Annotated in this window: 33 protein-coding genes and 1 pseudogene; 30 read left to right on the top strand and 4 right to left on the bottom strand. The window is 33.6% G+C overall.

Annotated elements, in window-relative coordinates; all coding sequences use genetic code 11:
• Positions 1 to 56: 56 nt before the first annotated feature.
• From BMW29_RS08775 to BMW29_RS08730, 10 genes are all read left to right on the top strand, one after another.
• The gene (locus BMW29_RS08775) at positions 57 to 464 is read left to right on the top strand and encodes a MerR family transcriptional regulator (protein WP_092652498.1); all 408 of its coding nucleotides are present in this window, start codon (positions 57 to 59) and stop codon (positions 462 to 464) included.
• Positions 465 to 572: 108 nt separating this feature from the next.
• On the top strand, positions 573 to 1,556 hold the full coding sequence (locus BMW29_RS08770) for an aldo/keto reductase (RefSeq protein ID WP_092652496.1): 984 nt from the start codon (positions 573 to 575) through the stop codon (positions 1,554 to 1,556).
• 36 nt (positions 1,557 to 1,592) lie between these two features.
• Complete coding sequence (locus BMW29_RS08765; RefSeq protein WP_092652494.1) at positions 1,593 to 2,000, top strand: cupin domain-containing protein; 408 nt, start codon at positions 1,593 to 1,595, stop codon at positions 1,998 to 2,000.
• A 29-nt stretch (positions 2,001 to 2,029) separates the two neighbouring features.
• Positions 2,030 to 2,344, top strand: a complete 315-nt coding sequence (locus BMW29_RS08760) for a carboxymuconolactone decarboxylase family protein (protein WP_092652492.1) — start codon at positions 2,030 to 2,032, stop codon at positions 2,342 to 2,344.
• 42 nt (positions 2,345 to 2,386) lie between these two features.
• Positions 2,387 to 3,553, top strand: a complete 1,167-nt coding sequence (locus BMW29_RS08755; protein ID WP_092652490.1) for an MFS transporter — start codon at positions 2,387 to 2,389, stop codon at positions 3,551 to 3,553.
• Entirely contained in the window at positions 3,550 to 4,266 is a 717-nt protein-coding gene (locus BMW29_RS08750) for a dihydrofolate reductase family protein (RefSeq protein ID WP_092652488.1), read from the top strand. Before BMW29_RS08755 ends, BMW29_RS08750 begins: the two co-directional genes overlap by 4 nt.
• A gap of 27 nt (positions 4,267 to 4,293) precedes the next feature.
• Positions 4,294 to 5,031: an SDR family oxidoreductase gene (locus BMW29_RS08745; RefSeq protein WP_092652486.1), complete on the top strand. Its 738-nt coding sequence runs from the start codon at positions 4,294 to 4,296 to the stop codon at positions 5,029 to 5,031.
• A 176-nt stretch (positions 5,032 to 5,207) separates the two neighbouring features.
• A complete protein-coding gene (locus BMW29_RS08740) occupies positions 5,208 to 5,654 on the top strand; it encodes a hypothetical protein (protein ID WP_092652484.1) in 447 nt (148 codons plus the stop codon).
• A gap of 150 nt (positions 5,655 to 5,804) precedes the next feature.
• Entirely contained in the window at positions 5,805 to 6,233 is a 429-nt protein-coding gene (locus tag BMW29_RS08735; protein WP_092652482.1) for a MarR family winged helix-turn-helix transcriptional regulator, read from the top strand.
• 41 nt (positions 6,234 to 6,274) lie between these two features.
• Positions 6,275 to 7,180 carry a magnesium transporter CorA family protein gene (locus BMW29_RS08730; RefSeq protein ID WP_092652480.1) on the top strand — a complete coding sequence of 302 codons (906 nt, stop codon included), beginning with the start codon at positions 6,275 to 6,277 and terminating at the stop codon, positions 7,178 to 7,180.
• Between the two features lie 54 nt (positions 7,181 to 7,234).
• Here BMW29_RS08730 and BMW29_RS08725 read toward each other — a convergent pair whose 3' ends face one another.
• Both BMW29_RS08725 and BMW29_RS08720 read right to left on the bottom strand, forming a co-directional pair.
• Positions 7,235 to 7,567, bottom strand: a complete 333-nt coding sequence (locus tag BMW29_RS08725) for a hypothetical protein (protein WP_092652478.1) — start codon at positions 7,565 to 7,567, stop codon at positions 7,235 to 7,237.
• Positions 7,568 to 7,679: 112 nt separating this feature from the next.
• Positions 7,680 to 9,125 carry an aminotransferase-like domain-containing protein gene (locus BMW29_RS08720; protein ID WP_092652476.1) on the bottom strand — a complete coding sequence of 482 codons (1,446 nt, stop codon included), beginning with the start codon at positions 9,123 to 9,125 and terminating at the stop codon, positions 7,680 to 7,682.
• 338 nt (positions 9,126 to 9,463) lie between these two features.
• Here BMW29_RS08720 and thiD point away from each other — a divergent pair, with 338 nt between their 5' ends.
• The 3 genes from thiD (at position 9,464) to BMW29_RS08700 (ending at position 11,545) form a co-directional block, all read left to right on the top strand.
• Positions 9,464 to 10,288 (top strand): bifunctional hydroxymethylpyrimidine kinase/phosphomethylpyrimidine kinase, encoded by an 825-nt coding sequence (gene thiD, locus BMW29_RS08710; RefSeq protein WP_092652472.1) that lies wholly within the window; start codon positions 9,464 to 9,466, stop codon positions 10,286 to 10,288.
• 9 nt (positions 10,289 to 10,297) lie between these two features.
• A complete protein-coding gene (locus tag BMW29_RS08705; RefSeq protein ID WP_092652470.1) occupies positions 10,298 to 10,849 on the top strand; it encodes an ECF transporter S component in 552 nt (183 codons plus the stop codon).
• 126 nt (positions 10,850 to 10,975) lie between these two features.
• The gene (locus tag BMW29_RS08700; RefSeq protein WP_092652468.1) at positions 10,976 to 11,545 is read left to right on the top strand and encodes a YdeI/OmpD-associated family protein; all 570 of its coding nucleotides are present in this window, start codon (positions 10,976 to 10,978) and stop codon (positions 11,543 to 11,545) included.
• Positions 11,546 to 11,642: 97 nt separating this feature from the next.
• On the opposite strand, the gene BMW29_RS08695 is transcribed toward BMW29_RS08700, so the two are convergent.
• Positions 11,643 to 12,110 carry a DUF2798 domain-containing protein gene (locus BMW29_RS08695; RefSeq protein WP_092652466.1) on the bottom strand — a complete coding sequence of 156 codons (468 nt, stop codon included), beginning with the start codon at positions 12,108 to 12,110 and terminating at the stop codon, positions 11,643 to 11,645.
• A gap of 184 nt (positions 12,111 to 12,294) precedes the next feature.
• On the opposite strand from BMW29_RS08695, the gene BMW29_RS08690 reads away from it, so the two are divergent.
• From BMW29_RS08690 to BMW29_RS08660, 7 genes are all read left to right on the top strand, one after another.
• On the top strand, positions 12,295 to 13,461 hold the full coding sequence (locus tag BMW29_RS08690; protein WP_092652464.1) for a hypothetical protein: 1,167 nt from the start codon (positions 12,295 to 12,297) through the stop codon (positions 13,459 to 13,461).
• Between the two features lies 1 nt (position 13,462).
• The gene (locus tag BMW29_RS08685) at positions 13,463 to 14,080 is read left to right on the top strand and encodes an MptD family putative ECF transporter S component (RefSeq protein ID WP_092652462.1); all 618 of its coding nucleotides are present in this window, start codon (positions 13,463 to 13,465) and stop codon (positions 14,078 to 14,080) included.
• Positions 14,055 to 14,753, top strand: coding sequence for an energy-coupling factor transporter transmembrane component T family protein (locus BMW29_RS08680; protein ID WP_092652460.1), 699 nt, complete (start codon positions 14,055 to 14,057; stop codon positions 14,751 to 14,753). The genes BMW29_RS08685 and BMW29_RS08680 overlap by 26 nt, the downstream gene beginning before the upstream one ends.
• Positions 14,750 to 16,174 carry an ABC transporter ATP-binding protein gene (locus BMW29_RS08675; RefSeq protein WP_092652458.1) on the top strand — a complete coding sequence of 475 codons (1,425 nt, stop codon included), beginning with the start codon at positions 14,750 to 14,752 and terminating at the stop codon, positions 16,172 to 16,174. The genes BMW29_RS08680 and BMW29_RS08675 overlap by 4 nt, the downstream gene beginning before the upstream one ends.
• Positions 16,175 to 16,189: 15 nt before the next feature.
• Positions 16,190 to 16,516, top strand: coding sequence for an antibiotic biosynthesis monooxygenase (locus BMW29_RS08670; protein ID WP_092652456.1), 327 nt, complete (start codon positions 16,190 to 16,192; stop codon positions 16,514 to 16,516).
• Positions 16,517 to 16,701: 185 nt separating this feature from the next.
• On the top strand, positions 16,702 to 17,148 hold the full coding sequence (locus tag BMW29_RS08665; RefSeq protein ID WP_092652454.1) for a hypothetical protein: 447 nt from the start codon (positions 16,702 to 16,704) through the stop codon (positions 17,146 to 17,148).
• A 1-nt stretch (position 17,149) separates the two neighbouring features.
• The gene (locus BMW29_RS08660) at positions 17,150 to 17,398 is read left to right on the top strand and encodes a helix-turn-helix transcriptional regulator (RefSeq protein ID WP_092652452.1); all 249 of its coding nucleotides are present in this window, start codon (positions 17,150 to 17,152) and stop codon (positions 17,396 to 17,398) included.
• 138 nt (positions 17,399 to 17,536) lie between these two features.
• Here the strand turns inward: BMW29_RS08660 and BMW29_RS14225 are convergent.
• Positions 17,537 to 17,665: pseudogene (locus BMW29_RS14225) on the bottom strand (IS3-like element ISErh1 family transposase); the annotation flags it as partial.
• Positions 17,666 to 17,874: 209 nt separating this feature from the next.
• Here BMW29_RS14225 and BMW29_RS08655 point away from each other — a divergent pair.
• From BMW29_RS08655 to BMW29_RS08610, 10 genes are all read left to right on the top strand, one after another.
• Positions 17,875 to 18,606 (top strand): amidohydrolase family protein, encoded by a 732-nt coding sequence (locus BMW29_RS08655; RefSeq protein ID WP_092652450.1) that lies wholly within the window; start codon positions 17,875 to 17,877, stop codon positions 18,604 to 18,606.
• Entirely contained in the window at positions 18,603 to 18,986 is a 384-nt protein-coding gene (locus tag BMW29_RS08650; protein ID WP_177165729.1) for a PTS sugar transporter subunit IIA, read from the top strand. The genes BMW29_RS08655 and BMW29_RS08650 overlap by 4 nt, the downstream gene beginning before the upstream one ends.
• Positions 18,987 to 18,998: 12 nt before the next feature.
• The gene (locus BMW29_RS08645; protein WP_092652446.1) at positions 18,999 to 19,484 is read left to right on the top strand and encodes a PTS sugar transporter subunit IIB; all 486 of its coding nucleotides are present in this window, start codon (positions 18,999 to 19,001) and stop codon (positions 19,482 to 19,484) included.
• 12 nt (positions 19,485 to 19,496) lie between these two features.
• Complete coding sequence (locus tag BMW29_RS08640) at positions 19,497 to 20,249, top strand: PTS mannose/fructose/sorbose/N-acetylgalactosamine transporter subunit IIC (RefSeq protein WP_092652444.1); 753 nt, start codon at positions 19,497 to 19,499, stop codon at positions 20,247 to 20,249.
• 14 nt (positions 20,250 to 20,263) lie between these two features.
• Positions 20,264 to 21,076 (top strand): PTS system mannose/fructose/sorbose family transporter subunit IID, encoded by an 813-nt coding sequence (locus BMW29_RS08635; protein ID WP_092652442.1) that lies wholly within the window; start codon positions 20,264 to 20,266, stop codon positions 21,074 to 21,076.
• Positions 21,077 to 21,092: 16 nt separating this feature from the next.
• Positions 21,093 to 21,821: an amidohydrolase family protein gene (locus tag BMW29_RS08630; protein WP_092652440.1), complete on the top strand. Its 729-nt coding sequence runs from the start codon at positions 21,093 to 21,095 to the stop codon at positions 21,819 to 21,821.
• Positions 21,822 to 21,833: 12 nt separating this feature from the next.
• The gene (locus BMW29_RS08625; protein WP_092652438.1) at positions 21,834 to 22,799 is read left to right on the top strand and encodes an IF-2B domain-containing protein; all 966 of its coding nucleotides are present in this window, start codon (positions 21,834 to 21,836) and stop codon (positions 22,797 to 22,799) included.
• Positions 22,792 to 23,583 carry a BtpA/SgcQ family protein gene (locus BMW29_RS08620; RefSeq protein ID WP_092652436.1) on the top strand — a complete coding sequence of 264 codons (792 nt, stop codon included), beginning with the start codon at positions 22,792 to 22,794 and terminating at the stop codon, positions 23,581 to 23,583. Before BMW29_RS08625 ends, BMW29_RS08620 begins: the two co-directional genes overlap by 8 nt.
• Positions 23,584 to 23,610: 27 nt before the next feature.
• Positions 23,611 to 24,321 (top strand): GntR family transcriptional regulator, encoded by a 711-nt coding sequence (locus BMW29_RS08615; protein ID WP_092652434.1) that lies wholly within the window; start codon positions 23,611 to 23,613, stop codon positions 24,319 to 24,321.
• Positions 24,322 to 24,524: 203 nt separating this feature from the next.
• Positions 24,525 to 25,220, top strand: a complete 696-nt coding sequence (locus tag BMW29_RS08610) for an HAD hydrolase family protein (RefSeq protein ID WP_177165728.1) — start codon at positions 24,525 to 24,527, stop codon at positions 25,218 to 25,220.
• The last annotated feature ends 11 nt before the right edge of the window (positions 25,221 to 25,231 follow it).

Here is a 25,231-nt window from a genome sequence, read left to right as displayed (position 1 = left end):
GCTTTATAATAAAAAGGTAAATACTTGTTAAATAAGGTGTGGAGGAGGTATAAGGGATGAATATAAAAAAAGCAAGTGAATTAAGTGGTGTTTCTGCAGATACAATTAGGTATTATGAACGAATTGGCTTGATTCCACCAGTGAAACGTAGTACTACTGGGATTCGTGATTTTGATGAGGAAGATTTACGATGGATTGTTTTTAGCCGACAAATGAGAAATGCAGGTCTGTCTATTGAGTCTTTAGTAGAATATTTGACTTTATTTCAAGTGGGAAATGAAACGGTTCCAGCTCGTAAAGAAATCATTGCGAATCAAATTTCACAATTAAAGGAAAACGCCACAGCGTTAAATACTGCTATTGAGCGGCTAGAGTTTAAATTAGCTAATTATGATGAGCATATGATTCCATTTGAAAATACATTAAGAGATTTTAATATGAATAGTAATAAAGAAGTGAGGTAAGACTTTTAAAGTTTTGCTTCACTTCTTTTATTTGTTAAAAAAACTTGACTTCGAGTGCACTTTAAGAGTTAAACTGAGGTTAGTGATGAATACAGAGGAGGAATTTCAATGGAGTATGTAAAATTTGGCAATACAGGAATGGAAGTTTCAAGAATTTGTTTAGGGGCAATGGGCTTTGGTGATCCGAATAGTGGCTTTCACGAGTGGGTTTTAGAAGAGGAAGAAAGTAAAAAAGTTATCAAAAAAGCGTTAGATTTAGGGATTAATTTCTTTGATACTGCCAATGTTTATTCATATGGTGCAAGTGAACGAATTCTTGGTAAGGCACTGAATGAATATGCGAATCGTGATGAAATCGTGGTGGCGACCAAATTATTTACTACCATGAAAAAAGACGTTCCAAACAGTGGTGGACTTTCAAGAAAAGAAATTTTCCATCAAATTGATGCGAGTTTAGAACGTTTAGGGATGGATTATGTTGATTTATACATTATTCATCGTTGGGATTACAACACCCCAATTGAAGAGACGATGGAAGCTTTACATGATGTCGTGAAATCTGGAAAAGCCCGTTATATTGGTGCTTCTGCGATGTTTGCGTGGCAGTTTGCTAAAGCCCAAGCAGTAGCTGAAAAAAATGGTTGGACAAAATTCGTTTCCATGCAAGATCATTTGAATTTGCTATATCGTGAAGAAGAAAGAGAAATGCTACCGTTGTGTGAAGATCAAAAAATTGCGGTGACACCTTATAGTCCATTGGCCTCAGGTCGCTTAACCCGTGATTGGAGCGCGCAAACCAAACGTTTTGAAACAGATAAAACAGCGAGGTCAAAATATGATACAACAGCAGATCAAGATCGTATCATCGTTGAAAGAGTTGCTGAAATTGCGGAAAAACGTGGAGTGGAACGTGTCCAAGTGGCACTTGCTTGGTTGCTTCAAAAAGGGCCAGTTGTCGCACCGATTATTGGCGCAACAAAAGAAAGTCATTTGACGAATGCGATTCCTGCATTGGATTTAATTTTGACGGAAGAAGACATACAATTTTTAGAAGAACCTTATGTTCCTCATGTTATTGTTGGTCATAAGTAAGTCATATAATCTAATCTATAGTTGGAGGAATAAATGATGGCAAAATTTGAAGAAGTAAAAAATGGTGTGATTTTTCCTGTGGGAGAAAAAAATGATGCCTATGCGCAATATTTTATTGGTCAAAGCTATTTAAAAAATTTAATTGCAGATCCCGAGGTTAATGTAGGGGTAGGAAATGTCACATTTGAACCTGGATGTCGTAATAATTGGCATATTCATCATGATGGGTTTCAATTGTTATTAGTAACAGGTGGCGAAGGCTGGTATCAAGAAGAGGGAAAACCAGCGCAATTTTTAACTGCTGGAGATGTGATTGTTACCCATGATGGTGTGAAACATTGGCATGGTGCCGCAAAAGAGAGCTGGTTTGAACATTTAGCCATTACAGCAGGTACACCAGAATGGTTAGAGCCTGTTTCAGATGACTTATACAATCAATTATAAAAATAAATAAAAGATGGGAGTCCTACCTAATGAAAAAACAAACAGCTGGCAGAGATCAATTAGGTGCATTTGCACCAAAGTTTGCAGAATTAAATGATGATGTATTATTTGGGGAAGTTTGGTCGCGAGAAGAACAACTTTCACCACGTGACCGTAGCTTGATTACTTGTTCAAGCTTATTAACGCAAGGCGTGCCGCAATTAGAAGCGCATATGAACATCGCCAAACAAAACGGTGTGACAAAAGAAGAAATGGTGGAATTAATCACTCATTTAGCTTTTTATACAGGATGGCCCAAAGCATGGTCAGCCTTTGCTCTAGCCAAAGAAATCTTTGGTGAATAAAAATAAGAACACTTTTAAGCGTATCTAAAAGGAGACCAATCAGTGAATAAAATAACCAAACTTTCGCTACTTTCTGTGTCACTACTTGTGGTATCAGGTGGGGCAATTGCTGGGAATATTCCAGCGATTATGATAGCTTATCCGACTATTCATCCTACTTTAGTTGAATTAATTACCACAATCCCTTCTTTATTTATCATCTCAACCGTGCCATTCAGTCATAGGTTTGCTAGAAAATTTGGTTACAAGTTAGCTGTCCAGATTGGCATTGGCATTGTTTTAGGCGCAGGGATTATCCCAGTATTCGCACAGTCCTTTTGGCTTCTTTTTTTCAGTAGAATCCTATTTGGTATCGGCATTGGCTTATTTAATCCATTACTCTTTTCGCTTGCGGGAAAACTGTATCAAGGGAAAGAACTTTCATCTGTGATTGGCTTTCAAAGTGCATTTGAGGGAATTGGTGGTATGGTCATTACATTTACAGTAGGCCAACTGCTGATAATGAATTGGCGTAGTTCATTTTTAGCTTATTTACTAGCTTTACAAATTTTTCTTCTGTTCACATGGTTTGTTCCAGATGTTTCACTTGAGAAGGAGTCGAAGCAGAACAAACAAGAGAAGCAGACAATTAATCCTTCAACTTATGGCTATATCGCTTTATTGATTTTAGTTGTGACCATCTATATGTCAGTGACGGTGAAAATTACCTCGTTACTGCTTGAAAAAGGGTTTGGCAATGCAACAGATGGGAGTAATTTCCTTGCCTTAGTTGGTTTAGGAGCCATGACAGCAGGTGCATTATTTGGGTCAATCGTTACCTTAACTAAAAAACGGACGTTACCGATTTCTTTTTTTGTCTTAGGCATCTCAATGTTTATGATTGCTTTTGCTCAAAACTTAGTTTCCGTTTCATTCGCAGCAATTTTATGCGGTTTTTCTTTTCGCACCTTTATTCCTTATTTGTTTAATGAGGTCAATCAAGATACAAAAGGAAATTCAGAAAAAAGTACCTCGTTACTGTTAATCGGTTTCAATATTGGCGCGGCTTTTGCACCTATTTCAATTTCTATATTAGGAAATATCCTTCCTTCTAAAGAAAATACTGATATTTTTATAGCAGAAGGAATCATCATGCTGTTGTTAGCTTTTGGCACGACAATCAGCATCATCAAGAAAAAACAAAAAATCAATGGAGGGAAATCAACATGATGAACAGACCAAAAATTATTTGTCACATGCTGACATCTATCAATGGAAAAATTAGTGGGGGATATATGGGGTCAAAATATGCCGTGGTTGGCGGTGAAGCCTATGAAACTACCAATGATAGTTACCATAGTCAAGCTTGGCTATGCGGTAGAGTTACAATGGAAAAGAATTTTACTGATTTTCATAAACCTGAGTTGAAAGAAATCGCAACACCTTATCCTAGAACAGATTATGTTGCACAAGCAAATGCTGAGATGTACATTGTTTCAGCGGATCCTTCTGGTAAAGTTGGCTGGACAAAAAATACAGTGACCTACGAAAATCGTCCAGAAGCACACATTATTGAAATTTTAACAGATAAAGCCAGTGATGCGTATGTGGCTTACCTTCGAGAACAACAGATTTCTTATATTTTTGCTGGAAAAGACCTAATTGATTGTACACTCGCTTCAGAAAAATTATTGGCTTTATTTGGCATTAAAACATTGATGGTTTCAGGTGGTGGCTATATCAATTGGTCATTCTTACAAGAGGGATTAATCGATGAAGTCAGTATTGTGATGACACCGTCAACTGATGGACGAACAGATACTAATACGATATTTGAACGAGCAGATAATCTGCCAGAAATAGCACCAGTTGGTTTTAAATTGAAATCAGTGGAGATTATTGAAGAAGATACTCTTTGGTTGCGATATGGTCTGGATAAATAAAAAAACAAATTTAAAGGAGTCTTATTTATGAATAACAATCTAAAAGATAAAGTCGTAGTTATTACAGGTGCTTCATCTGGTATAGGGGAAGCGACAGCTCAACTATTAATTGATAACGGTGCAAAAGTAGTTTTAGGGGCTAGAAGAGAAGAACGTTTAAAAGAACTGGTCAAAAAATTCGGTGAAAATAGTACTTATGCTGTGATGGATGTTCGCCATGCGAAAGAGGTAGAAAACCTCGTGCAAGTGGCCAAAGAAAAATTTGGTAAAGTGGATGTGTTATTTGCGAATGCCGGGATCATGCCCGCTTCAAATATGAGTGAATTGAAAACAGAAGAGTGGGCTGATATGGTTGATATCAACATTAAAGGAGTGCTTAACTCACTCGCAGCTGTTTTACCAGAATTCACTACCCAAAAATCAGGACATGTGATCACAACAAGTTCTATTGCTGGACTGAAAGTTTTTCCAGGTAATAGTGTGTATACTGGAACGAAACATGCCGTTCGTGCGATTATGGATGGTTTTCGTATGGAATCTGCAATGGAAGGTACTAACATTCGTACAACTACTCTTTATCCAGGGGCAATTGCAACGGAATTATTAGAGACGATTTCTACTCCAGAAGTAAAAAGTGGTATGGAGGAGTTTTATCAAATCGCCATTACCCCAGATGCTGTCGCACAAACTGTTTTATTTGCGATTTCTCAACCTGAAAGTGTTGGGATTACGGAAATGACGATATTGCCAACGAAACAAGCTTAAATCCAAAACTGAAATAGATTGCTGTGATAAAACTAGAACAATCGTTTTATCACAGCATTTTTTTTTGACGAGCAATCCTAGCTGTATGGGGAACTATTAAAGGCCATTGACACCTGATTAAAATAAGCGTATTGTTCTGGTTGATAACCATTCTCAATGAGAAGGAGGAGAGTTACATGAGAACGTATACCCATGAAAAAATCATTCCAGTTCAGGCAAAGTATGCATGGCAAGCACTGACACAAATGAATCTCTGGTTGCCTAAGTTACAAACAGTTACAACCATCAGTTACGATGAGACAAGTCCTTTTTTTCAAGTTGGAAAAATGTATGATGTACATACTCCAGAAGGAATTAGCATGAAAAGTCAGCTGAAAATGATTGATTCTGAACATATGAAAGTAGCTATTGGTGCCAATTTCTTTCTATTAAATTCAAGATTATCTTGCTCAGTTTCTCAAATTGATGATAAGCGATGTGAAATTTCGCGTATTCAAATGTATCCAGGTCTAATTGGCAGCATATTTACTAGCTTATTTAATAAAAGAGAAGCCTCAGAAACAGAAGAATATCTTGCAGTTTGGGAAGATTATGCCTTAAGATTGTTTCAAAATGAGTTGTGAAGAGGGAAAATGACATAAGTAAAAATAAACTCAGATAGTTGCGACTATTTGAGTTTATTTACTTTTGGTAACCATTCATAAACACTTTAATAATAAACAGTTGTAAATTAAAGTGTTTTAGTTTAAACTATCTATGAAGAGGTGAACAGTATGATTTCTAAAGGAGATAGTATAGCTGAACATATTTATATGCTTAGTATATTACAACAAAAATATGTAGTAGATAAATTAAAGCAATTACAATTGAATAGTGTACAAGCTCGAAGTCTTACCTATATTTTTCTTTATCCTGGAACCATACAAAGGGATATTGCTACTTATTTAGGAAAACAACAAGCAACCATTACGAATATTTTAAAAGGGTTAGAAGAACGAAAAATTATTTATCGTGAAATTCCAAAAAATAATGAACGGCAAAAAAACATTTTTCTAACATCTGACGGAGAACAATTAGTTAAGCAAGTCAATCTTATCTTTGAACAGTTGAATCAGAAAATTTGTAACGATTTAACGATAGAAGAAAAAAAACAGCTAAAAAAAATACTAATAAAAGCTGAAAAAAGTTTTAGTGAAAATTAGAGAAGGAAATCTTGTTCCTTATAAATGTGGGAGGCTTTTATATGATGACAGAAAAACGATTTGGTAAGGGAGAAAATATTTGGATTACGATTCATTCAGATTATGTTGCAACGGATTCAGAACTATATAAACAATATGGAATTGATAGTGAAATTATTTCTTATGCATTAGACAAAAATGAACGTGCACGTTTTGAATATGATAATGAATTAGAAGCGTTTATTTTGATTTATAATGTTCCACGTAAGAAAAAAAACGATAATCATTATGATGCGGTTCCTATCACATTTTTAATTAAAGATAAGCAATTATTAACAATAACCAACAGTGATAATCATTATGTGATTCAATATATGGAAAAATATTTAGCAAAAAATCAAGATGATTCTGTTTTTAAATTTCTTTTCGCAAGTTTGTTTATTATTACGGATAAATTTTTCCCTATGATTGAGGAAATGAATCGTGAAAGAAATCATATGAATGATATGTTAAAACAAAAAACAACTAAAAATAATTTATTGGCATTATCTGCTGTTGAAACAGGTGTTGTCTACTTTATATCTGCAACAAAACAAAACACCGTTTTATTAGAACAAATCAAAACAAATATTATTTATCAGTCATTAAATATAGTTGAAAAAGAGCAGCTAGAAGATACTTTAATTGAAGCAAAACAATTAGTCGAAATGGCGCAGTTAACAGCACAAGTTTTACAGCAATTATCTGGAACATATAATAATATTTTAAATAACAATCTAAATGATACGATGAAATTATTAACTGTACTTTCTATTTTATTAACGATTCCAACAATTGTTACAGGATTTTTTGGCATGAATATGCCATTGCCATTTGAACATAATGTACTAGGTTGGGTATTTGCGATTGTGATTAGTTTAATTGGTTGGTTTGGTCTTTCTTTTATTTTGCGTTTGATATTAAAATAAACATCAAAAAAATGCTACCAAAAATTTAAATTTGGTAGCATCTTTCTTGATCAATTATTGTTTGTCATATGAAATAATAAAAGAACCAAGCATATCTTCAACTTTTGTGATTTTCACAACTAGTTCATCGCCATCTTTTACTTTTGGATTTTTAGAAGAGATAAAGTTTAAGTGGTCTCCAGCTTGAATCGTATGTCCAAGAGGACCGTCTTCAATAAATGTGTCTACTTTCACTTTTACTGTTTTACCAACAAGATCTTTTCCGTCATTTAATGCTGTCTCTGCCTCAGCTGTTGTATAATCCGCTGTTGCTTCTTTTTTTGAATTGCATCCTACTAATGTAACCACTACAACCATAGCGAGTAGAAAAGCTGATAATTTTTTCATCATTTTACACCCCTTATATTTCTATACTGTTAATTTACCATTTTGAAATAGAAAAATCAAATCATTTTTTTGATTGGATCCAAATGAAAAACTTTCTATATCAAATTTTTTGTCAATCAATCTTATTTTTTTCAGAAAGTAGTTTTAAGGTAATTTTTTCAATTGATTTTTTAAAGCTGAAAAAGTTTGTTTCATCAATTCTTGAAAAGTTAATCCGGATACAATCCTGCTTTTCACTAAAAAAGAATCCTGGTGCAATTAAGAGTTGCTCTTGTAAAAATAGCGACCAATCTGTTTGTTTCAGATTCCCTTTTTTCCACCTTGCCCATATATATAATCCACCTTTAGGCATTTCGACCTCCCATTCGTTCATACTATTTAGCAATTGAAAAACTGCTTGACCTCTTTTTTTTATCTCCTTTTTTAGTAAGGTAATTTTTGTTAAATAAAGAGGATCAGTCATCGCCATATTTGCTAAGAGCTGTGGAAAAATACTTAATGAAAAATCCATCATTTTTCTTGCTTCAGCCAATTGTTTGATAACAGAGTGTGGTGCACTTAACCAGCCAATTTTGGTAGTCGAACCAAGTATTTTTGAAAGAGAGCCAATATAGAGAACATTTTCCGGATCTAATTTCTTTAAAGGCTGAATAAGAGGAGAGGATTCAAAATTTAGTTGTCCAAATACGTCATCTTCTACAATCGGCATTTGATAGCTTTGACAGAATTCAATCAGGTCTAGTCGTCGCTTCATAGACATACTTTTTCCAGTAGGGTTTTGGAAAGAAGGATTGACCATGACCATTTTAATGCGATGCTTTAGTGCCACTTTTTCAAGGCTATCTACACAAATGCCTTCCTCATCCATTTCTACACCATATAAACGAATACCAGCAGCCTGAAAAATAGGAAGCGAGTAAAGAAAAGAAGGAGATTCTATTGCCACACTATCGCCGGGTTTTAATAAAACTTGAAGAATCAGAAAAAGTGCTTGCTGAGCACCAGATGTAATCAAAATATTTTCTGATGATAAAGAAAAATCATATTGTGCTGAAATATCACGACAAATCGATTGTCTTAAAGGAAAATAGCCTAAATCATCTTGCTGTTCTTCTTCTAAAAAATGTTTCCAAGTTAAGGGAGGAAACTCAAAGGTTGGCACTAAATCTAGTGGTAATTCTCCTGTATATCCATCTATTAAATTATTAGGCGCCTGTTGAAGGAGCTGCTCAACTTTCTCAGTAAATGGCTCCACTTTATGAAAAGCATTTTGTTCTAAATATTGCCGCCAATCTGTTCTTGGTGTCGTCCGAATTCCCCATTTTCCAGTGTTGACAATCGTTCCACTTCCTTGTTTGCGAACAACCCAGCCTAAAGCAACCAATTCGTCTAAAGCGTGGACTACAGTTGAGCGATTAACTTGAAAATAGCTGGCTAATTTTCTTTCAGAGGGCAAACGATCTCCAGGTAAGAGCTTGCCAGTTTTTATATGAGCTAAAATTAATTCAATGATACTGATGTAGATGGGGACACCTTTTTCTTTTTTTAATGACCACATGTTTGTTATTCCTCCTGTTTGATAGGTGCATTTTAAGGTAAAGCTGTATTTTTGGTTTGAGAATAGAAGAAGGGCATATTGATGTACTTCATTATTTGTGATTAAGAATGAAACATTAATACTTCTGATAGCTCAACATCAAATCACTTTGTTCTTTGTGTTTCAGAACGAAGGATCAACACTCCCTTTGGTCGTCTTGTACTGCTCAACATCAAATCACTTCGTTCTTTGTGTTTCGCAGCAATTGGATGAGCTAAAAATAACCCAATTGGCTGTTTTTGTCAAATGGACTATCCTTTATAATACAGAGCATGAGATAAATGAAAGAGGGGAAAATGATGATTAAAAAAGTTTTAACAGTCGCGGGGTCAGATTCAAGTGGTGGAGCAGGGATTCAAGCTGATTTAAAAACATTTGAAGAATATGGTACGTTTGGGTTTTCTGCCTTAACGAGTATTGTAACAATGGATCCTGATGAAGGCTGGAGTCATACGGTTACTCCAATTGCACCTGATTTGGTGGAGAAACAGCTGAAGACGATTTTTGCTGGAGGGGCAATGGCTGCAATGAAAACAGGGATGCTGGGTACGGTTGAAGCAATTGAAATGACTAGGCATTATCTGGATTTATTTGATATGCCAGCTATCGTGATTGATCCTGTGATTGCTTGTAAAGGAACAACTGAGTTGCTGCAACCAGAAAATGTGATGGCTATGCGTGAGTTACTATTGCCTAAAGCGACGATTGTCACACCTAATTTAATTGAAGCTGGGATATTATCTGAAATGGGGGATTTGACCTCAGTGGAACAAATGAAAGAGGCAGCTAAAAGAATTTATGATTTAGGCCCAACAAATGTTGTGATTAAAGGTGGACATCGTTTAAACAATCATCAAGCAATTGATGTTTTGTATGATGGTAGTGAATGGACTATTTTTGAAGAAGAATTGTTTCAAACAGATTTTAATCATGGTGCAGGCTGTACCTTTGCAGCTGCGATTACAGCGGGATTAGCAAAGGGGGATTCAGTATTAGAGGCTGTAGCTTTGGCGAAAAAATTTGTTGCAGCTGCTATTAAAAATGGACAAAAAATTAATCCATATTTAGGTCATGTGTGGCATGGTGCTTATAACCATGCTGAAAATCGCATGTCTAAGATTTAGGAGGATTGTATGTCAACTCAAAAAATAAATACACAATCGATTGTTTTAATTGCTTTATTTGCTGCTTTAACTTTTGTAGGTACAATGATTAGAATACCAATGCCAACAGGTGCTTTTGCACACTTAGGAAATGCAGTTTTATTATTAGCGGTTTTGTTACTTGGTTATAAAAAAGGTGCTCTAGCAGGTGGTTTAGGTTTTGCTATTTTTGATTTGCTAAATGATTATGCCATTGAAGCACCCTATTTTATTCTGGAAAGTTTTATTGTAGGTGGTGCCGCAGCATTAACCGTTTTGACTTTTCAGCGGAAAATTGATTCTATACAAAAAATAATTGTGATTGCTGCTGTATCAAGCTTTGCTAAAATTATCATGACACAGCTCAAAAATACAGTGGGAATTATGCTAACAGGTTCTGATTTTTCTGTGGCATTTATTAGTGCAATTTCAAAATTATTACCAACAATTATTAATACTTTTACCACAATTATCATTGTGAGTCTTGTCTATTTTCCATTAAAGAAGCAATTTGAGAAAATATTTAATCGATCAGCTTTTTAATGGATAATTTCTTATGCCTATTTATCTTTACTAGTAGACAATTCTTACAATAAATCATCATAAAGTATTTACAGCAAACCTCTTATTATATATACTGTTTTAGCGTGGCTAAGAGGGGGAAAGAGGATGGAGCTTGATGTTTTATTTTCAATTAAAAATAGAACTGCATTGCGAGAGTGGTTCCTTGAAAATGCTGGGACTGAAAAATATTGTTGGATTATTGTGAGTATGAAACCTGAAGTAGATAAAGTTCAATATTTAGATGCAGTTGAAGAAGCACTTTGTTTTGGCTGGATTGATGGTGTTAAGAAGAAGATAACTGAGACAGAATTAGCACAAAGATTATCACCTAGAGCTAAAACAAGCTCATGGACTGAATTGAATAAAGAGCGTGTACGTCGTTTAGAAAAATTAGGTCTAATGACTGATGCTGGAAGAAAAGTTCTTCCAAATATGACTGAAAGTTCTTTTAGAATAGATGAAGCTATTCAAAAGAGATTAGAAGAAGATAGGATCGTATATGAAAATTTTTTAGCTTTTCCACCTTTATATCAGCGAATCAGAATTGATACGATTCAGAGCTATAAAAAACAGGAGGAGTTATTTGAAAGACGCTTAGCAAAATTCATTGAGCAGACAAAAAATCAAAAAATGTATGGCTCCTGGCATGATAATGGTCGATTACTTGACTATTGATTGAAATAATTCTAGCTATTTTCCGCTGTAAAAAGTGATGACATTAAAAGAAGCATTTGACTAATAAAAATTATTAGTCAAATGCTTCTTTTTTGCTTTACGCTTGAACTTGTTGTTTTCCTTGATAAATTGCCAATAACTTTCTAGCAAGTGGGCCAACAATTAATAATTGAAGGGGAAGTGCACAAACTACATTATTTCTAGCTGTTTTTAAATAGTCTAAAAATAGATTATCAGAGAAATTCCCTTGTGAAATTAAACCAAAAATTGACATAAACATGACCATACCAAGTACCATACAGCAAGAAATCGATAATGCCACTTGTATTTTTTTTGTTTTATTAATTGGTAATTTAAATGCAAGTTTCTTTGCATTAGGTCCCACAATAAAAATATCTAATAAGAGGGCAACGATAAATGCAGGGATAAAACCAGTCAGTAAATTGATGAATAATTGATTATCAATTCCTTTACTTAAAATAGTGTTGTAGAGACTCATTCCTAAAACCATGAGAAAGCACATAGTAAGTGTAAAGAGGATAGACTCTTTTTTGTTTGTTGGCATTTGTAAAACATCCTTTATTCTAAAATTGTGTAACGTCTACCATGGTAGCACATTGAAAATTTTTTCGTAAGCATTTTTTTATTTTACAGGATATTTTGTTGTATCATCCATAAAATTAATCATTGATAATGATTCTCATTATCAATTTCATGTGATATACTAAGCAAACAAGGAGGGAATACTTTTGAAAAAACAATTGAAAATCGCATCTTTTTCTATCCAATATGACACAAAACCAACTACAACTTGTCCAATTAAAATAGATTCAGCAACTTATATAGAAGATAAAGTATTACCCAAATATTTAATTGGTGAATGTGATATGACTTTGCCTCAATTTTATCAAGCAGCATGTCCACAATTAACAGCGACTGATTATGTATTATCAGATGGGTATCAGCAAATTATTCGGCGTTTTCCACATACCAATCAGGTTCGTCTCACTTTAGGAACTGATGCTATTTATATCATCAAAGCAGTACCAATTTATATTGAAGTAAAAGATTATGTACAAGCATTGATTCATCCTGAGCGGTTCTCAGAAATGTCTCTAGAAGTCGCAAAAATTAAGAATTTAAAACCAATCATGCAAGAAGAAATCATCCAATTAAACACTTACAAAAGAAAACAATTATTGCTAAATGGACAGTATTCTGAACGAACATTATTAGATGTAACGCATAGCAACAATGTTCAAACCATCCAAAATCAATTAGTGTATGAGAGAGAATTATATGACTTTGCACATTATCAATATGCAGGAATGATTGGATTTTTACCAGAATATGCAATCCATACTTATGAGCAATTTCATGAAGCTTATGGTCAATATATTTATAGTGCAACCCTCACAAAATCAGGAGAGACCATTCCTTTAGTTTGGCCAGATTATTTGTATCATCGACCTGAGAATCACTTAGAATTCGGTGTTTTGGCAGAAAGTACACCACGTTATCAGTCATTTGAGTATTGGCAAGAGAATGATTCAGTGACAGTGACTATCTTGGCAGATGGTTTTGAAGATGTATCCTTTGAAACGAAGTTAAAAAAACCACAAAATATCAGACCACAGCTTTCTCAAAATATTTACTTAATGACAGAGACACTCAGTTTAACCATAGATCAAGGTGTCCTTCAGGAACTAACAGAACAAACCTGTCAATTTGAAATTGTTTCTCCAGAAAAAGTGAAACAAAATGCTAACGAACTAAACTATACCATTACAGCAAAGGCTTTGCTGCTTGATTGCAATCAATTTTCAAGACCAGGTTTTTATCAATTACAACTGATGAGTCCGACTTATGGAGAGATGTTATTCTTATTTAAAATCCAATTAGAGGAGCAAGCTTAGAATGAAAAAATTAAAAATTCAAGACTATATTTTAATCGGTATTTATACCGCTATTTACTTTCTCGTTGTTTGTATTGCAATGATTCTTTTACAATTTACCATTCCTGGTTATAGTTCAATCTTTATCCCAGCTTTAACAGCATTATTTGCTGGAATTGTCTATCTATTAGTTGTAAACCGGATTCCAAGATTTGGTGCAATTACAATTATGGGCTCAGTAATGGGCATCTTTTTTCTAATTTCTGGACATTTTCCATTGTCATTTCTACCAAATATTATTTGTGCCGTTTTAGCTGATTTGCTTCAAAATAAAACAGCGATTTCAATGAAATTACGCACTTCAGTAAGTTATATCATCTTTAGCTTTGGTTTAATTGGACCTGTTTTACCCCTATGGTTTATGAAAAATGCTTATATTGATTCGTTAGTCGCAAGAGGGAAAGATACGGCTTATATTGATGGGGTTTTTGCACATATTACAACAGGCTCATTTATTGCTAGCTTTTTAGCGATTATCATGTTTAGTATGGTTGGTATCATGATTGGTCAGAAGCTCTATCTCAAACATTTTAGTAAGGTAAAGGGAAAAGGACATGGAAAAAATGCGCATCAAGTTTGATCCTAGAAGTAAGCTCTGTACGATTTTATTTGCTAGTGTGCTCTTAATGCTTCATTTATCCTTTCCGCTTGAAATTTTCTTTGTGACACTATTATTCTTCTTATTTCTATTAAATGGCGATTTAAAAAAAGGATTGATTTACTACATCATTTTTTGGTTATTGGTATTAGGTGATTATTTTATTTTGCCATATGTACAAAATACATGGTTAAGCCTGCTTTCCTTTTTATTTGTGGGAAATCGAAGATTGTTACCAACAATCATGGCTGCTTCATTTGGTATGAGTCATACGAAAATTAGTGAATGGATTGCTGCGTTAAAAAAAATGGGGTTACCTTTTGCAATCATTATTCCTTTGACAGTGCTATTTAGATTTTTCCCAACTGTTATTCAGGATTTTAAAAGTATTCGTAGTGCAATGAAGTATCGAGGCATTGCTGTGACAACGCTAGATTTATTGATTCATCCATTGCAAACCATGGAATATATCATTATTCCGATTTTAATGTCCGCTGAAAATACATCCTTAGATTTATCTGCTGCAGCCTTAGTCAGAGGGATTGCAAATCCTGGAAAACATACAAGTGTTTATGAAATTAAGCTTCGTGTGCAGGACTATTTATTAATTTCTGTGTTAATATTTGCTTTAATTGGAGGTAGGTGGCTACAATGATTGATTTAAAAAATATTCAATTTGCATATGATGAAGCGCCTATTTTAAAGAAGCTAGATTTACAGGTGAAGGCTGGCGAGTGTATTGTTTTATGCGGAAAAAGTGGTTGCGGTAAATCGACTTTATTACGGATTTTAAATGGTTTAATTCCAGAGCTATATGAAGGCGATTTGACGGGTGCTGGCATTGTTTTTAATGATGATTTCTTTCAGAAGGAATTTTATGATTATGTAAAAGAGATTGGGGTTGTTTTCCAAAATCCTAAAACACAATTCTTTACCAATGATGTTTATTCTGAATTAGCATTTTCATTAGAAAATTATGGTGTTGAAAGACAAGAAATGCTTGAACGCATCCAAGAAATTACAGAGCAATTTTCACTCACTGATTTATTAGAAAAAAGTATGTTTCATTTATCTGGTGGTCAAAAGCAGCTGGTGGCATTTGCTTCAGCTTGTATGCTACAACATCGTTTATTTATTTTAGATGAGCCATCAAGTAATTTGGATGAAGCAACAATTGGTTATTTGAGAGCGTATTTATTGCAATTAAAAGAGCAGGGTATGACGATTATTCTATCTGAGCATCGCTTGCACTATTTAACGGATGTTGCTGATCATTATTTCTTGATGGAGGAAGGAATGATTCGTGAGCGTTACACTGCAAAAGAAATGTTAGCAAAATCATCAGATGAAATCAACCAGTTAGGCCTTAGAACGTTAGTATTACCGACTTTGGAAAAAATGAGTCAGCCGGACCTTTCACTTCAGCAAGAGAAAAAAGTTGTTTTAAGCTGTGAAGATATGACGTTTCATTATCGTAAACAAAAAAATAGTCTGGTTATTCCTTCACTGACTTTAACCAATGAATATATTACAGGAATTGTTGGGCATAATGGTGCTGGTAAATCAACGTTTTCAAAAGTAATCTCTGGCTTACTGAAGCCTAAAGCAGGTTATTTATTATTCAATCAACAGAAAATAACACCTAAGCAACTCATTGCTGAAAGCTATGTTGTGATGCAGGATGTTAATTTACAATTATTTTTTGAAACTGTTGAGAAGGAAATGACTGTAAATGCTAAGGAAGTAGCAGATTTTGAACAGGTTGTTGAGATGTTGAACCTATCTCATCTACTTGAACGACATCCACAAACACTATCTGGTGGAGAAAAACAACGAGTAGCTATTGCTACTGCCTTATTATCAGGAAAACAAATCATTATTTTTGATGAACCAACTAGCGGTTTGGACTTAGTGCATATGCATGAAATCAGTGAAACGATTAAATGGTTGCATCAAAAGAATATTTTAGTATTAGTGATTACCCATGATCAAGAATTTTTAGAAAAAACTTGTCATCGTATTTTAGCTTTTGAACAAGGGGAAATTATTGATGATTACTTTATCAAAAATAAATAAAATCGAGGAAAGTGCATGTTTGTTGTTACAAATACGATTAAAACACAAGCTGAGAACGCGGAAAAAATCGTTCAGCAGTTTATGAGTGGACACACAGGAAAAGCTATGGAAGGAATTCCAGGTTTTCAAAAATTTGAGTTGTTGAACCGAAGTAACTGCAAAAATCCAGCTGTTAGTGAAATTGTTGTCTTAAGTTACTGGGAATCAAGAGCGCATCAAAAAGCTTGGGTAAGTAGCAATAGTTTTAAACAGCTGCATAAGAGAGAACGTCCAAAAGAGCATGAAGGAAAGGAAACATCGATGATTATTTCTAGTGAAATTGCGGAGTATGATGTGCTGTAATTGCTGTTATGTAAAATAAGTTGATAAAAAAACATTTCCTCATGGAAGTGTTTTTTTATTTATCCTAAGTAAAGAATATTTGATTCGGTGTAAAGAATGTTTGACATAGTTTGTGAGTTAAGTTATATTGTACATATAGTTTTACTTTGTGTAAAAAAAATTATATATTTAAAGGGGATTTTTATATGACTTATTATTCAAAGAAAGCCATTTTGTCAGGAATTAGTTCAATTGTTGTTTTTATTTTCTTTTATCTTGATGTAATTGGAAAAACAGCATTATTATCAGTAGATTCACTTGCAGTTGCAAAACAATGGGGGATGTTCTTTGTCTATCTCTTACTAGCAGAGATTGTAGTAAAGATTGTCGTCATGATTATTTTTAATCTCATCAATACAATGATGACAAGAGAAAGTGAACCCAAAATTGTTGATGAACGTGATCAATTAATAGAATTGAAATCGGTTAGAAATTTCTGCTTTACATTTGCAATAGGTTTCTTTCTTGCAATGTCTGCTTTAGCATTGAACCAATCAATCAATATGATGTTCGTTATTCTAGCTTTTTCTTTCATTATTGCTGGAACAATTTTGGAAGCTTCATATGTGTTTTTTTATGAAAGAGAGGCATAATATGTCAAAAAATAACGTGCATAATTCTATTCGGAAATTACGGTTTCTACATGATGAAATGACACAGCAGCAATTAGCTGAAAAAGTAGGCGTTACAAGACAAACGATTGTTGCAATAGAGAAAGAAAAATATTCACCATCACTAGAAGTAGCATTTTTAATTGCTAGAGTGTTTAGATTACCTTTAGAAGAAGTATTCTCTTATGGGACAAATAATCAAGAAAGTGAAGGAGAAAAAATTGAAAAATAATTAAGCAAGACTAATTAACAATTGGAGAAATCGCCTTTACATTTTGGTTAATCATTAAAGGTTTAAATTTTCCAGTGAATCATTTCAATAAAAATTGGAAAATAAGTAGTTAGGATAGATCAGACTTGTTAGAATATAGAAGTTAAAGCATTTTAGTGAGGTATGAAACGATTCTATACAGGCATTATCAGCAGGTGTTCCTTTTCGGGACATATTCCTGATAATGTCTGTTTTTTCGTCTTTTTTTTGATGGATCTCGCTTTTATAGGTCACTTCTCTCTAATTTTAAGAGTTTTTTTTGTTGGAAAAAATCAATAATTTTAATCATTCTTACTCATATAACGCAATATAAAGAATCGATAATTTAAGAATAGGCAAGAAAACTCCCTTTAAGAAAGCGGTTGCAAAGGTAAAGTGGGTATGCTAATATGAAAATACATCATGACGTCATGACTATTAAAGAAAGAAGGGATCGAATGAAAAAATATGATATTCACTCCCATTTTGGACCTACAAGCTCTGGTGAGTCTGTTCCTGTAGCAGAGATGGTGAATGAACTAAAGCAGTATGGTATTGAAAAAGTTGGGATTAGTTGCTTATCAGGTAATGATACGCAAACACAAAATGAGATTACTTATCAGGCAATGAAGGAATATCCGGATTTTATTGAAGGATATGCTTTTATTAATCCTAAAAATGAAGATGCAGTCGATGAAGTCGAAAAATGTTTGGGCGACTACAAGATGAATGGTTGTAAGTTTCATTCTTGGAAACAAGGTTATTATCCGGATAATCGACCAGAACTAGATGCCATTTTTGAAACCATTCAAAAATACCAAAAGCATGTTCAAATGCATGTGGGTACAGCACCATTAAGTACACCTTATATTTGGGCGGAGTGGGCAAGAAAATTTCCAAAAGTCGATTTTTTATTTACACATACTGGCTATTATGAGTTTGGCTTTTCAACCATTGAAGCCATTAAGGATTTACCAAATGTTTGGGTGGAAACATCAGGACAAATGGACCCGGAAGTCTTAAAACAATCAGTCAAAGTGCTAGGCTCAGAAAGAGTTGCGTTTGGAACAGATTGGCCCTATAAGCCAGTAAATATTGAAATTGAAAAATTCCAACATCTTGGCTTTTCAGATGTAGCATTAGAAAATATATTCTTTAAAAATGCCGAATATTTATGGAGGATGAAATGACAAAAATTTTGATAATTACCCATGCTCAGTTAGGAAAAAGCTTTGTAGAATCAGCAAAAATGTTAGGAAGTAATTTAGAGGATGTTTCTTCTATTAGTTTTGATGAAACAATGGGAATTGAACAATTAGAAGAACAAATTAATGATTACTTAGAAAAAAATCATGAGGATATACTGATTTTTACAGATATTATTGGCGGATCACCATTTAATGTGGCTAGCTTATTAACTCATGAAAAAGAAAATGTTGCAGTATTTTATGGGGTAAATCTACCTATCTTTATTGAAACACTCTCACAAAAAAATACCTTAACGTTTGAAGCTTTGGTTGATTCTTTAAATGACAATAAAAATTTATCTTTAGGATTTGGCAATTTATAGGAGGCGGAAAAAATGAAAGTTACTGTTTTTAGAATTGATGAACGATTAATCCATGGTCAAATTGTGACAGCTTGGCTTCAATATGCTGATGCAAAACAAATTCTTGTGATTGATGATGCTGCAGCAAAGGATCAATTAAGAAGAAGTTTACTACAAATGGCGACACCAAAGGAAGTAAAGCTAAGTGTTTTAAGTGTTGAAGAAGGAAAAGAACGTTTAAGTTCTGATGAAACAGATGATAAAACTTTACTTTTAGTTGGTTCACCAGCAGCAGCTAATGCTGTTATTGATAGTATCAATGATCTCAAAACGATTAATGTTGGCAATCAAAATATGAAAAAAGGTAAAACCAGAATCTTGGATAATTTTTGGTTATTCCCTGAAGATCTTGCTGCATTTGAAGAGTTGCAAGAAAAAAATATTACTTGCGAATTCCGAACTGTGCCAAATGACCATGCGCAAAATGTCTATGACTTAATTGCTAAAACAAATCAATAGGAGGAATATAGGATGAGTATTTTCTTACAAGCACTACTTGTTGCATTATTTGTTACGATTGCATTTATTGATTCTCACACTTTCCAAACCCATATTTTTAGACCGATTGTGGTAGGACCAGTTGTTGGTTTAATTATGGGAGATGTAGCGACTGGGTTTGCTGTTGGTGTCAGTATTGAGTTGATGTTTTTGGCAGTTATCTTTGTTGGAACAGCATTGCCACCAGACCCAACTATTTCAACAGCTATTGCTGCTGCCATTGCGATTTTAGGTGGCGGAGGAACTGAGCTCGCTGTTGCAACTGCTTTACCGATTTCATTTATCGGTCAAATTGCTGCAACTTTCCAAAACTCAGTGATTAATATTTGGTTTATGCATAAAGTCGATCATGCGGTTGAAAAGTTAGATATTAAAGGGATTCGTCGTAATAATATGATTTATCCAATGCTCGTTAACTTTTTATTATATGGTGTTCCTACCTTCCTTGCAGTTTATTTCGGATCAGATTTTGTCGCACAAATCATTCGTGCAATTCCAGATAAATTGATTACAGGCTTATCGGTTGGCGGCGGAATGATTGGTGCAGTTGGTTTTGCTTTACTACTTACAACCATAAAATCTAAACGTATGTGGCCATTTTTCTTATTAGGATTTTTCTTTGCTTCTTATCTGAATGTAAATATGATTGGTATTGCCATGTTAGCAGTTGTCTGTTGTGCACTTTATTTTTACTTTAAATTAGATGATCAAAATAATCATAACTAAGGAGGAGAAAATCAATGGGAAAGAAACTAAATAAAAAAGATTTATGGAAAGTATTTTGGAATCAAATGACAATACGTGCGGCGAATAACTATGAGAGACAGCAAAATGCAGGGTTTACCCAAAGCATGATTCCTGTTATTGAAAAGGTTTATGAAACAGATGAAGAGAAGAAAGAAGCTTACGAGCGTCATATGGAATATTTTTTAACAAATGATATTACTTCTGCGATTCCAATTGGAATTAGTGCAGCGATGGAAGAAGAAAATGCCAATAGTGAAGACTTTGATCCGTCGATTATTGGTGCGATTAAAACTGCTTTGATGGGTCCTTTAGCCGGTTTAGGAGATTCACTTTTAAATGGAACAGCCAGACCTATTTTAGCGAGTCTAGCGATTTCATTTGTGCAAAGTGGTTTAGGATGGATAGGCCCATTATTTTTTGTGATTAGCATGAGCTTTGTTTCAATTGGTACACGTTATTTAGGCGTTTTCCAAGGTTATAAACAAGGGATTAAATTAGTCGATACGATTCAAAATAGCGGTTTAATTGATAAGGTAACAGAATTAGCATCAATTGCTGCTTATATGATTGTTGGTGGCTTCATTCCTGCACTTGTTGTCATCAATACGCCAATTGTTGTTGGAAGTGGCGAAAGTCAATTGATTTTACAAGAAACACTAGATGGTTTGATGCCTGGCGTATTAGGTTTAGGCTATACCATGCTGATGTTTTACTTAATTAAAAAGAAAAAAATCTCTGCTACAATCTTAATATTGCTGACAATGCTTGTTGGTGTTGCTGGTGTTTACTTGGGGATTTTAGGATAAAGAAAGAAGGTAGACTATGTATATTGATATTCATTCGCATATTACGTTTGCGCAGAACCGATATCATATTGATGAGTTGCTCGAAGATATGAATGAAAATCAGATTGACAAACGAGTAATTTCTTCTATCAATAATGAAGATCTTTTATTAAATAATCGTAGCATGAATGATTTGTGTGCCCAATATCCAGATCGATTAATTGGCTGTAGCATGATTAATCCAAAGTGTAAAAATGTGATGGAGCAAATAAAAGAGGCAATTGAGCTACCATATATTCAATTTTTAGAATTTGATTCATTTGAGCATGGTTATTATCCAGAATTGCAAGAGAACTTGTTTGAAATTTTTGATTTAGTCAAAGAAACCAATTTAATTGTTAAAGTTTTTGTGGGAATTGGCGCTAGAACCATTCCACAGCAATGGGAAAAATATGCGCAAGCATTTCCAACAATTAAATTTATCTTTCTTCATATGGGCTGTTTCGACTATGGGTATACATGTATTGATGTTGCGCAAAGAAATGACAATATTTATGTTGAAACCTCTAATCAATATGAATTACAAATTTTAAGAAAAGCGCTGAAAGAATTAAAGATTGATAAAATTGTATTTGGGACAAAATATCCAGAAAGATTAACCAGTAGTAGTATTTATCTTTTTGATATGTTGACAATTACTGAAGAAGAAAAAGCGAAAATCTTCTATAAAAATAGTCAAAATCTTATGAATGAAGATTGCAGATAAGGAAGAAAACAAATGGAAAAAATTGAAATGAGAGAACTATTGAACCTAGAAGATCAATTCATATTTGATCAAATTGAAAATCATGAGTTACTAGGTGCAACAAATCATATAGCAGCAATTGGCGTAATGATGGAGCACTTAGCAATGGATCAAGAAAAATCACTTGAAGAAATTAAAACAGCAATTAAGAAACTAGCAAAATATTATATAAATACTCGTGGGAAAGCCAGTCAAGCTATTACGAGTGCGATTCTTTTAATGATTCAAGGGATTGAAGCACAAAAAACAGCACAAGGAATCATTGATACTAAAAATCAATATTTCGTAGATACAGAAAAAAATAAAGAAAAATTATTGAGCTATGCAGTAAATCTTTCAAAAAAATATACAACAATCATGTGTTATGATTATTCAAGCACAGTAGAAAACTTTTTAAAAGCGTTAGCTAAAGATCAACAAATGCGCACTATCTATATTCCTGAGAGCAGAGTTATTAATGGTGGTAAACCATATATTGAGCCACTCGTAGCCTTAAATTATCAAATCAAATTTATTCCAGATTGTGCCATCTTTTATTATATGGATGAGTGTGAAGCTTGCTTTATGGGAGCTGAGACATTTTATCCAGATGGAACAGGATTTAATACTTTAGGTTCAGATTTAGTGGGATTAGTCTGTGATTATTTCCATAAACCTTTATATTTTATTACACCGATGATTAAGTTGGATGGGAAAGCACAATTTGGGATTGAAAAGAAATTGGTCATTGATGATTTAGAGCATAAGATGACTAAGGAATGGGCAGAAAATAGTTATCAAGAGAAAATTGACTTTAAAGTACCAGAATTAATTGGGGTTGAAAGTCGATTTATCCATAGCTTTATTACAGAATATGGTGTTGTACCAGCTAAACAAATGTATAGTGTTGCAAAAGAATATATGGAAAGTATTTATGGAGGTGTCAGTCTTGATGAATGAGAGATTATTAAATAAACCTGCTTTAGCGATGCTACAGCCGCCTCCGTTACCAGGAACGTATACACACACTGATAAAACAATTCATCAAATTGTTGAGGAATGCTTAGCAGAAGCTGAAATGATTCATGCCAATCACTTTGATGGCTTCATTATCCAAAATATGAATGATATGCCGATCAAACAGCACTCAAACTTTGAAACAGTCGCGTTTATGTCTAGAATTTTGCTAGAAATTAAACATAGCTTTCCAAGTCTTTTACAAGGTGTGCTAGTAAACTGGGATGGCGTTGCTAGTTTGGCGGTAGCTGAGGCATGTGAAGCTGATTTCATTCGAGTAGAACATTTGTATACTGGAGCGAATATTACAAGCGCAGGGCTTTTACAAGCACAATGTGTTGATATTATTAATTTAAAAAAGAAATTAAATTCAAAGATTCCGGTTTTTGCTGATATCTATGAGGTTCATGGTGTGCCAATTGGTCGTAAAACTTATCAAGATGCTGCTTGGGAAGCTGTTTATGAAGCTTTTGCTGATGGATTATTTACATCAGGAGCAACTACTGAGGAAAGCTTAAATATTATTCAACAAATAAAAGAGCGCGTACCAGAAGTACCTGTTTATCTAGGTGGAGGAGCTACAGGAGAGAATATTTCTCAATTATTAGATTTTTATGATGGGGTTTCGGTTGCAACTTGGATAAAAGATGGTAATATGAGAAATAAGATTAACCCTAAAAAAGCAGCCTATTTTATTGAGGAAGTTAAAAAGAGCAGAAGTAATTAAGAAGAAGGTGATCCTATAGCTAAGCAAGTGTTACATGCATATATTTATAACGATTTGCTAAAAAAAATAGTGAATGGTGAATTTAAAGAAAATGAACGAATTCCAGCTGAACCAGAACTACAATCATTTTATGGTGTGAGTCGGATAACTGTTAGAAAAGCAATTGAAGACTTACAAACAGATGGCTATGTTGAAAAAATCAGAGGAAAAGGAACCGTTGTTAAAAGTAAAAAATTATCTTTAAATTTACAAAAATTAGATAGTTTTACAAACGAATTTCAAGGCTCTGGCATTGAAACAAGTGCAACACTGGTTTCATTTCAAGAACTGATTCCACCTCAAAGAGTCAAAAACAGCTTAAAGCTAGGCAATAATGAAACCTGTTATTATATTGAACGTGTCAGAAAAATTTTTGATTTAAAAGTAGGATTACAGAGAACCTATGTGACTAAAAATAAAGGCATTTTACTGACAGCCGATCAATTTGATGAACATGCTTCATTATATGCGTTGATTAAACAATGCGGCATTAAGATTAATCATGCGGTTGAGAATATTGAAGTAAAGTATGCTGACCATACCATTACTGAATTATTGGAATTAGATAAAAACTTTGCTTTATTTTATCGTGAACGGATTGCCTATGATAAAGAAGCAACTGCTATTGAGTATAGTGAAATGTATTACCGTTCAGATGAATATAAATATATGATTCAACTGCAGTTAGAGGATCAGTAGAAGAATGAATAATTTGGCGTACTGATGCAATAAAAAGAAAAACAAGGAAATAGCAGCTTAATTGTCTGTTGTTTTCTTGTTTTTTTGATGAATTATTCATAATCTAATAAATTTTAATTGACTTGGAGTTCACTTTAAGTGATAGGATGATGATACATTTATTTATACGATCACAACTAGTAAAAAAGATAGGGGGAACTAGCGTGTATCAGGGCGTTATTTTTTTAGATATTGAGAAAATGATTTCAAAAAATACTTTTAACGGTCACGATTTAACGAAAGAAGTGTTGCTGAGCATGCAAAATAATGCTTATCTTTTGGTTGTTTGTAGTCCATATTCTTTAGAAATCACTCGATATTTAATTGGAATAGAATTTAAGGGTGCTTTTATTCTATTTAATGGTGGTTTAGTTGCTTTAAACGGGCAACAAATTGCTAATTTACCAATTGCCAGCAGTGTGATAAATGAAATCAAAGAAGTTTCTAAACATATGCAACACCAAATCGCTTATTATACAAGTGAAGCGGCCTTTATCGATGATAAAAATGATGTTGTAGAAAGGTTTCAAGAGATTTTTCCAGTTGAAAACTTTAAGCAAATCAATACCTTCAATACTAGAGAGGCCATCTATCAATTAAGAATTTTTAGTTTAGAAGACAAAAAAGATGTTTTATATGAGACTTTCTTTGAACAAACATTGGACTGTCAGAGGCAAGACCTTTATTCACTTTTAGTAAGAAATAAAAAAAATGAGCTTTCTAAAGCAATGCTGACACTATTGAATCAAGTGATGATTATCAATAGAGAAAATATTTATTATTTTGGCAATCAATTAGTAAACGTAATTGAACCAATTAAAAAAATCAAAGATTTGTCAAAAACTATCTATCAAAAATAGCTTTCTTTTTG

Source organism: Isobaculum melis (assembly GCF_900111355.1).
Classification (GTDB): Bacteria; Bacillota; Bacilli; order Lactobacillales; family Carnobacteriaceae; genus Isobaculum; species Isobaculum melis.
Note: the sequence above shows the minus strand (reverse complement) of the source record. Positions and strands in the feature narration are given on the sequence as shown.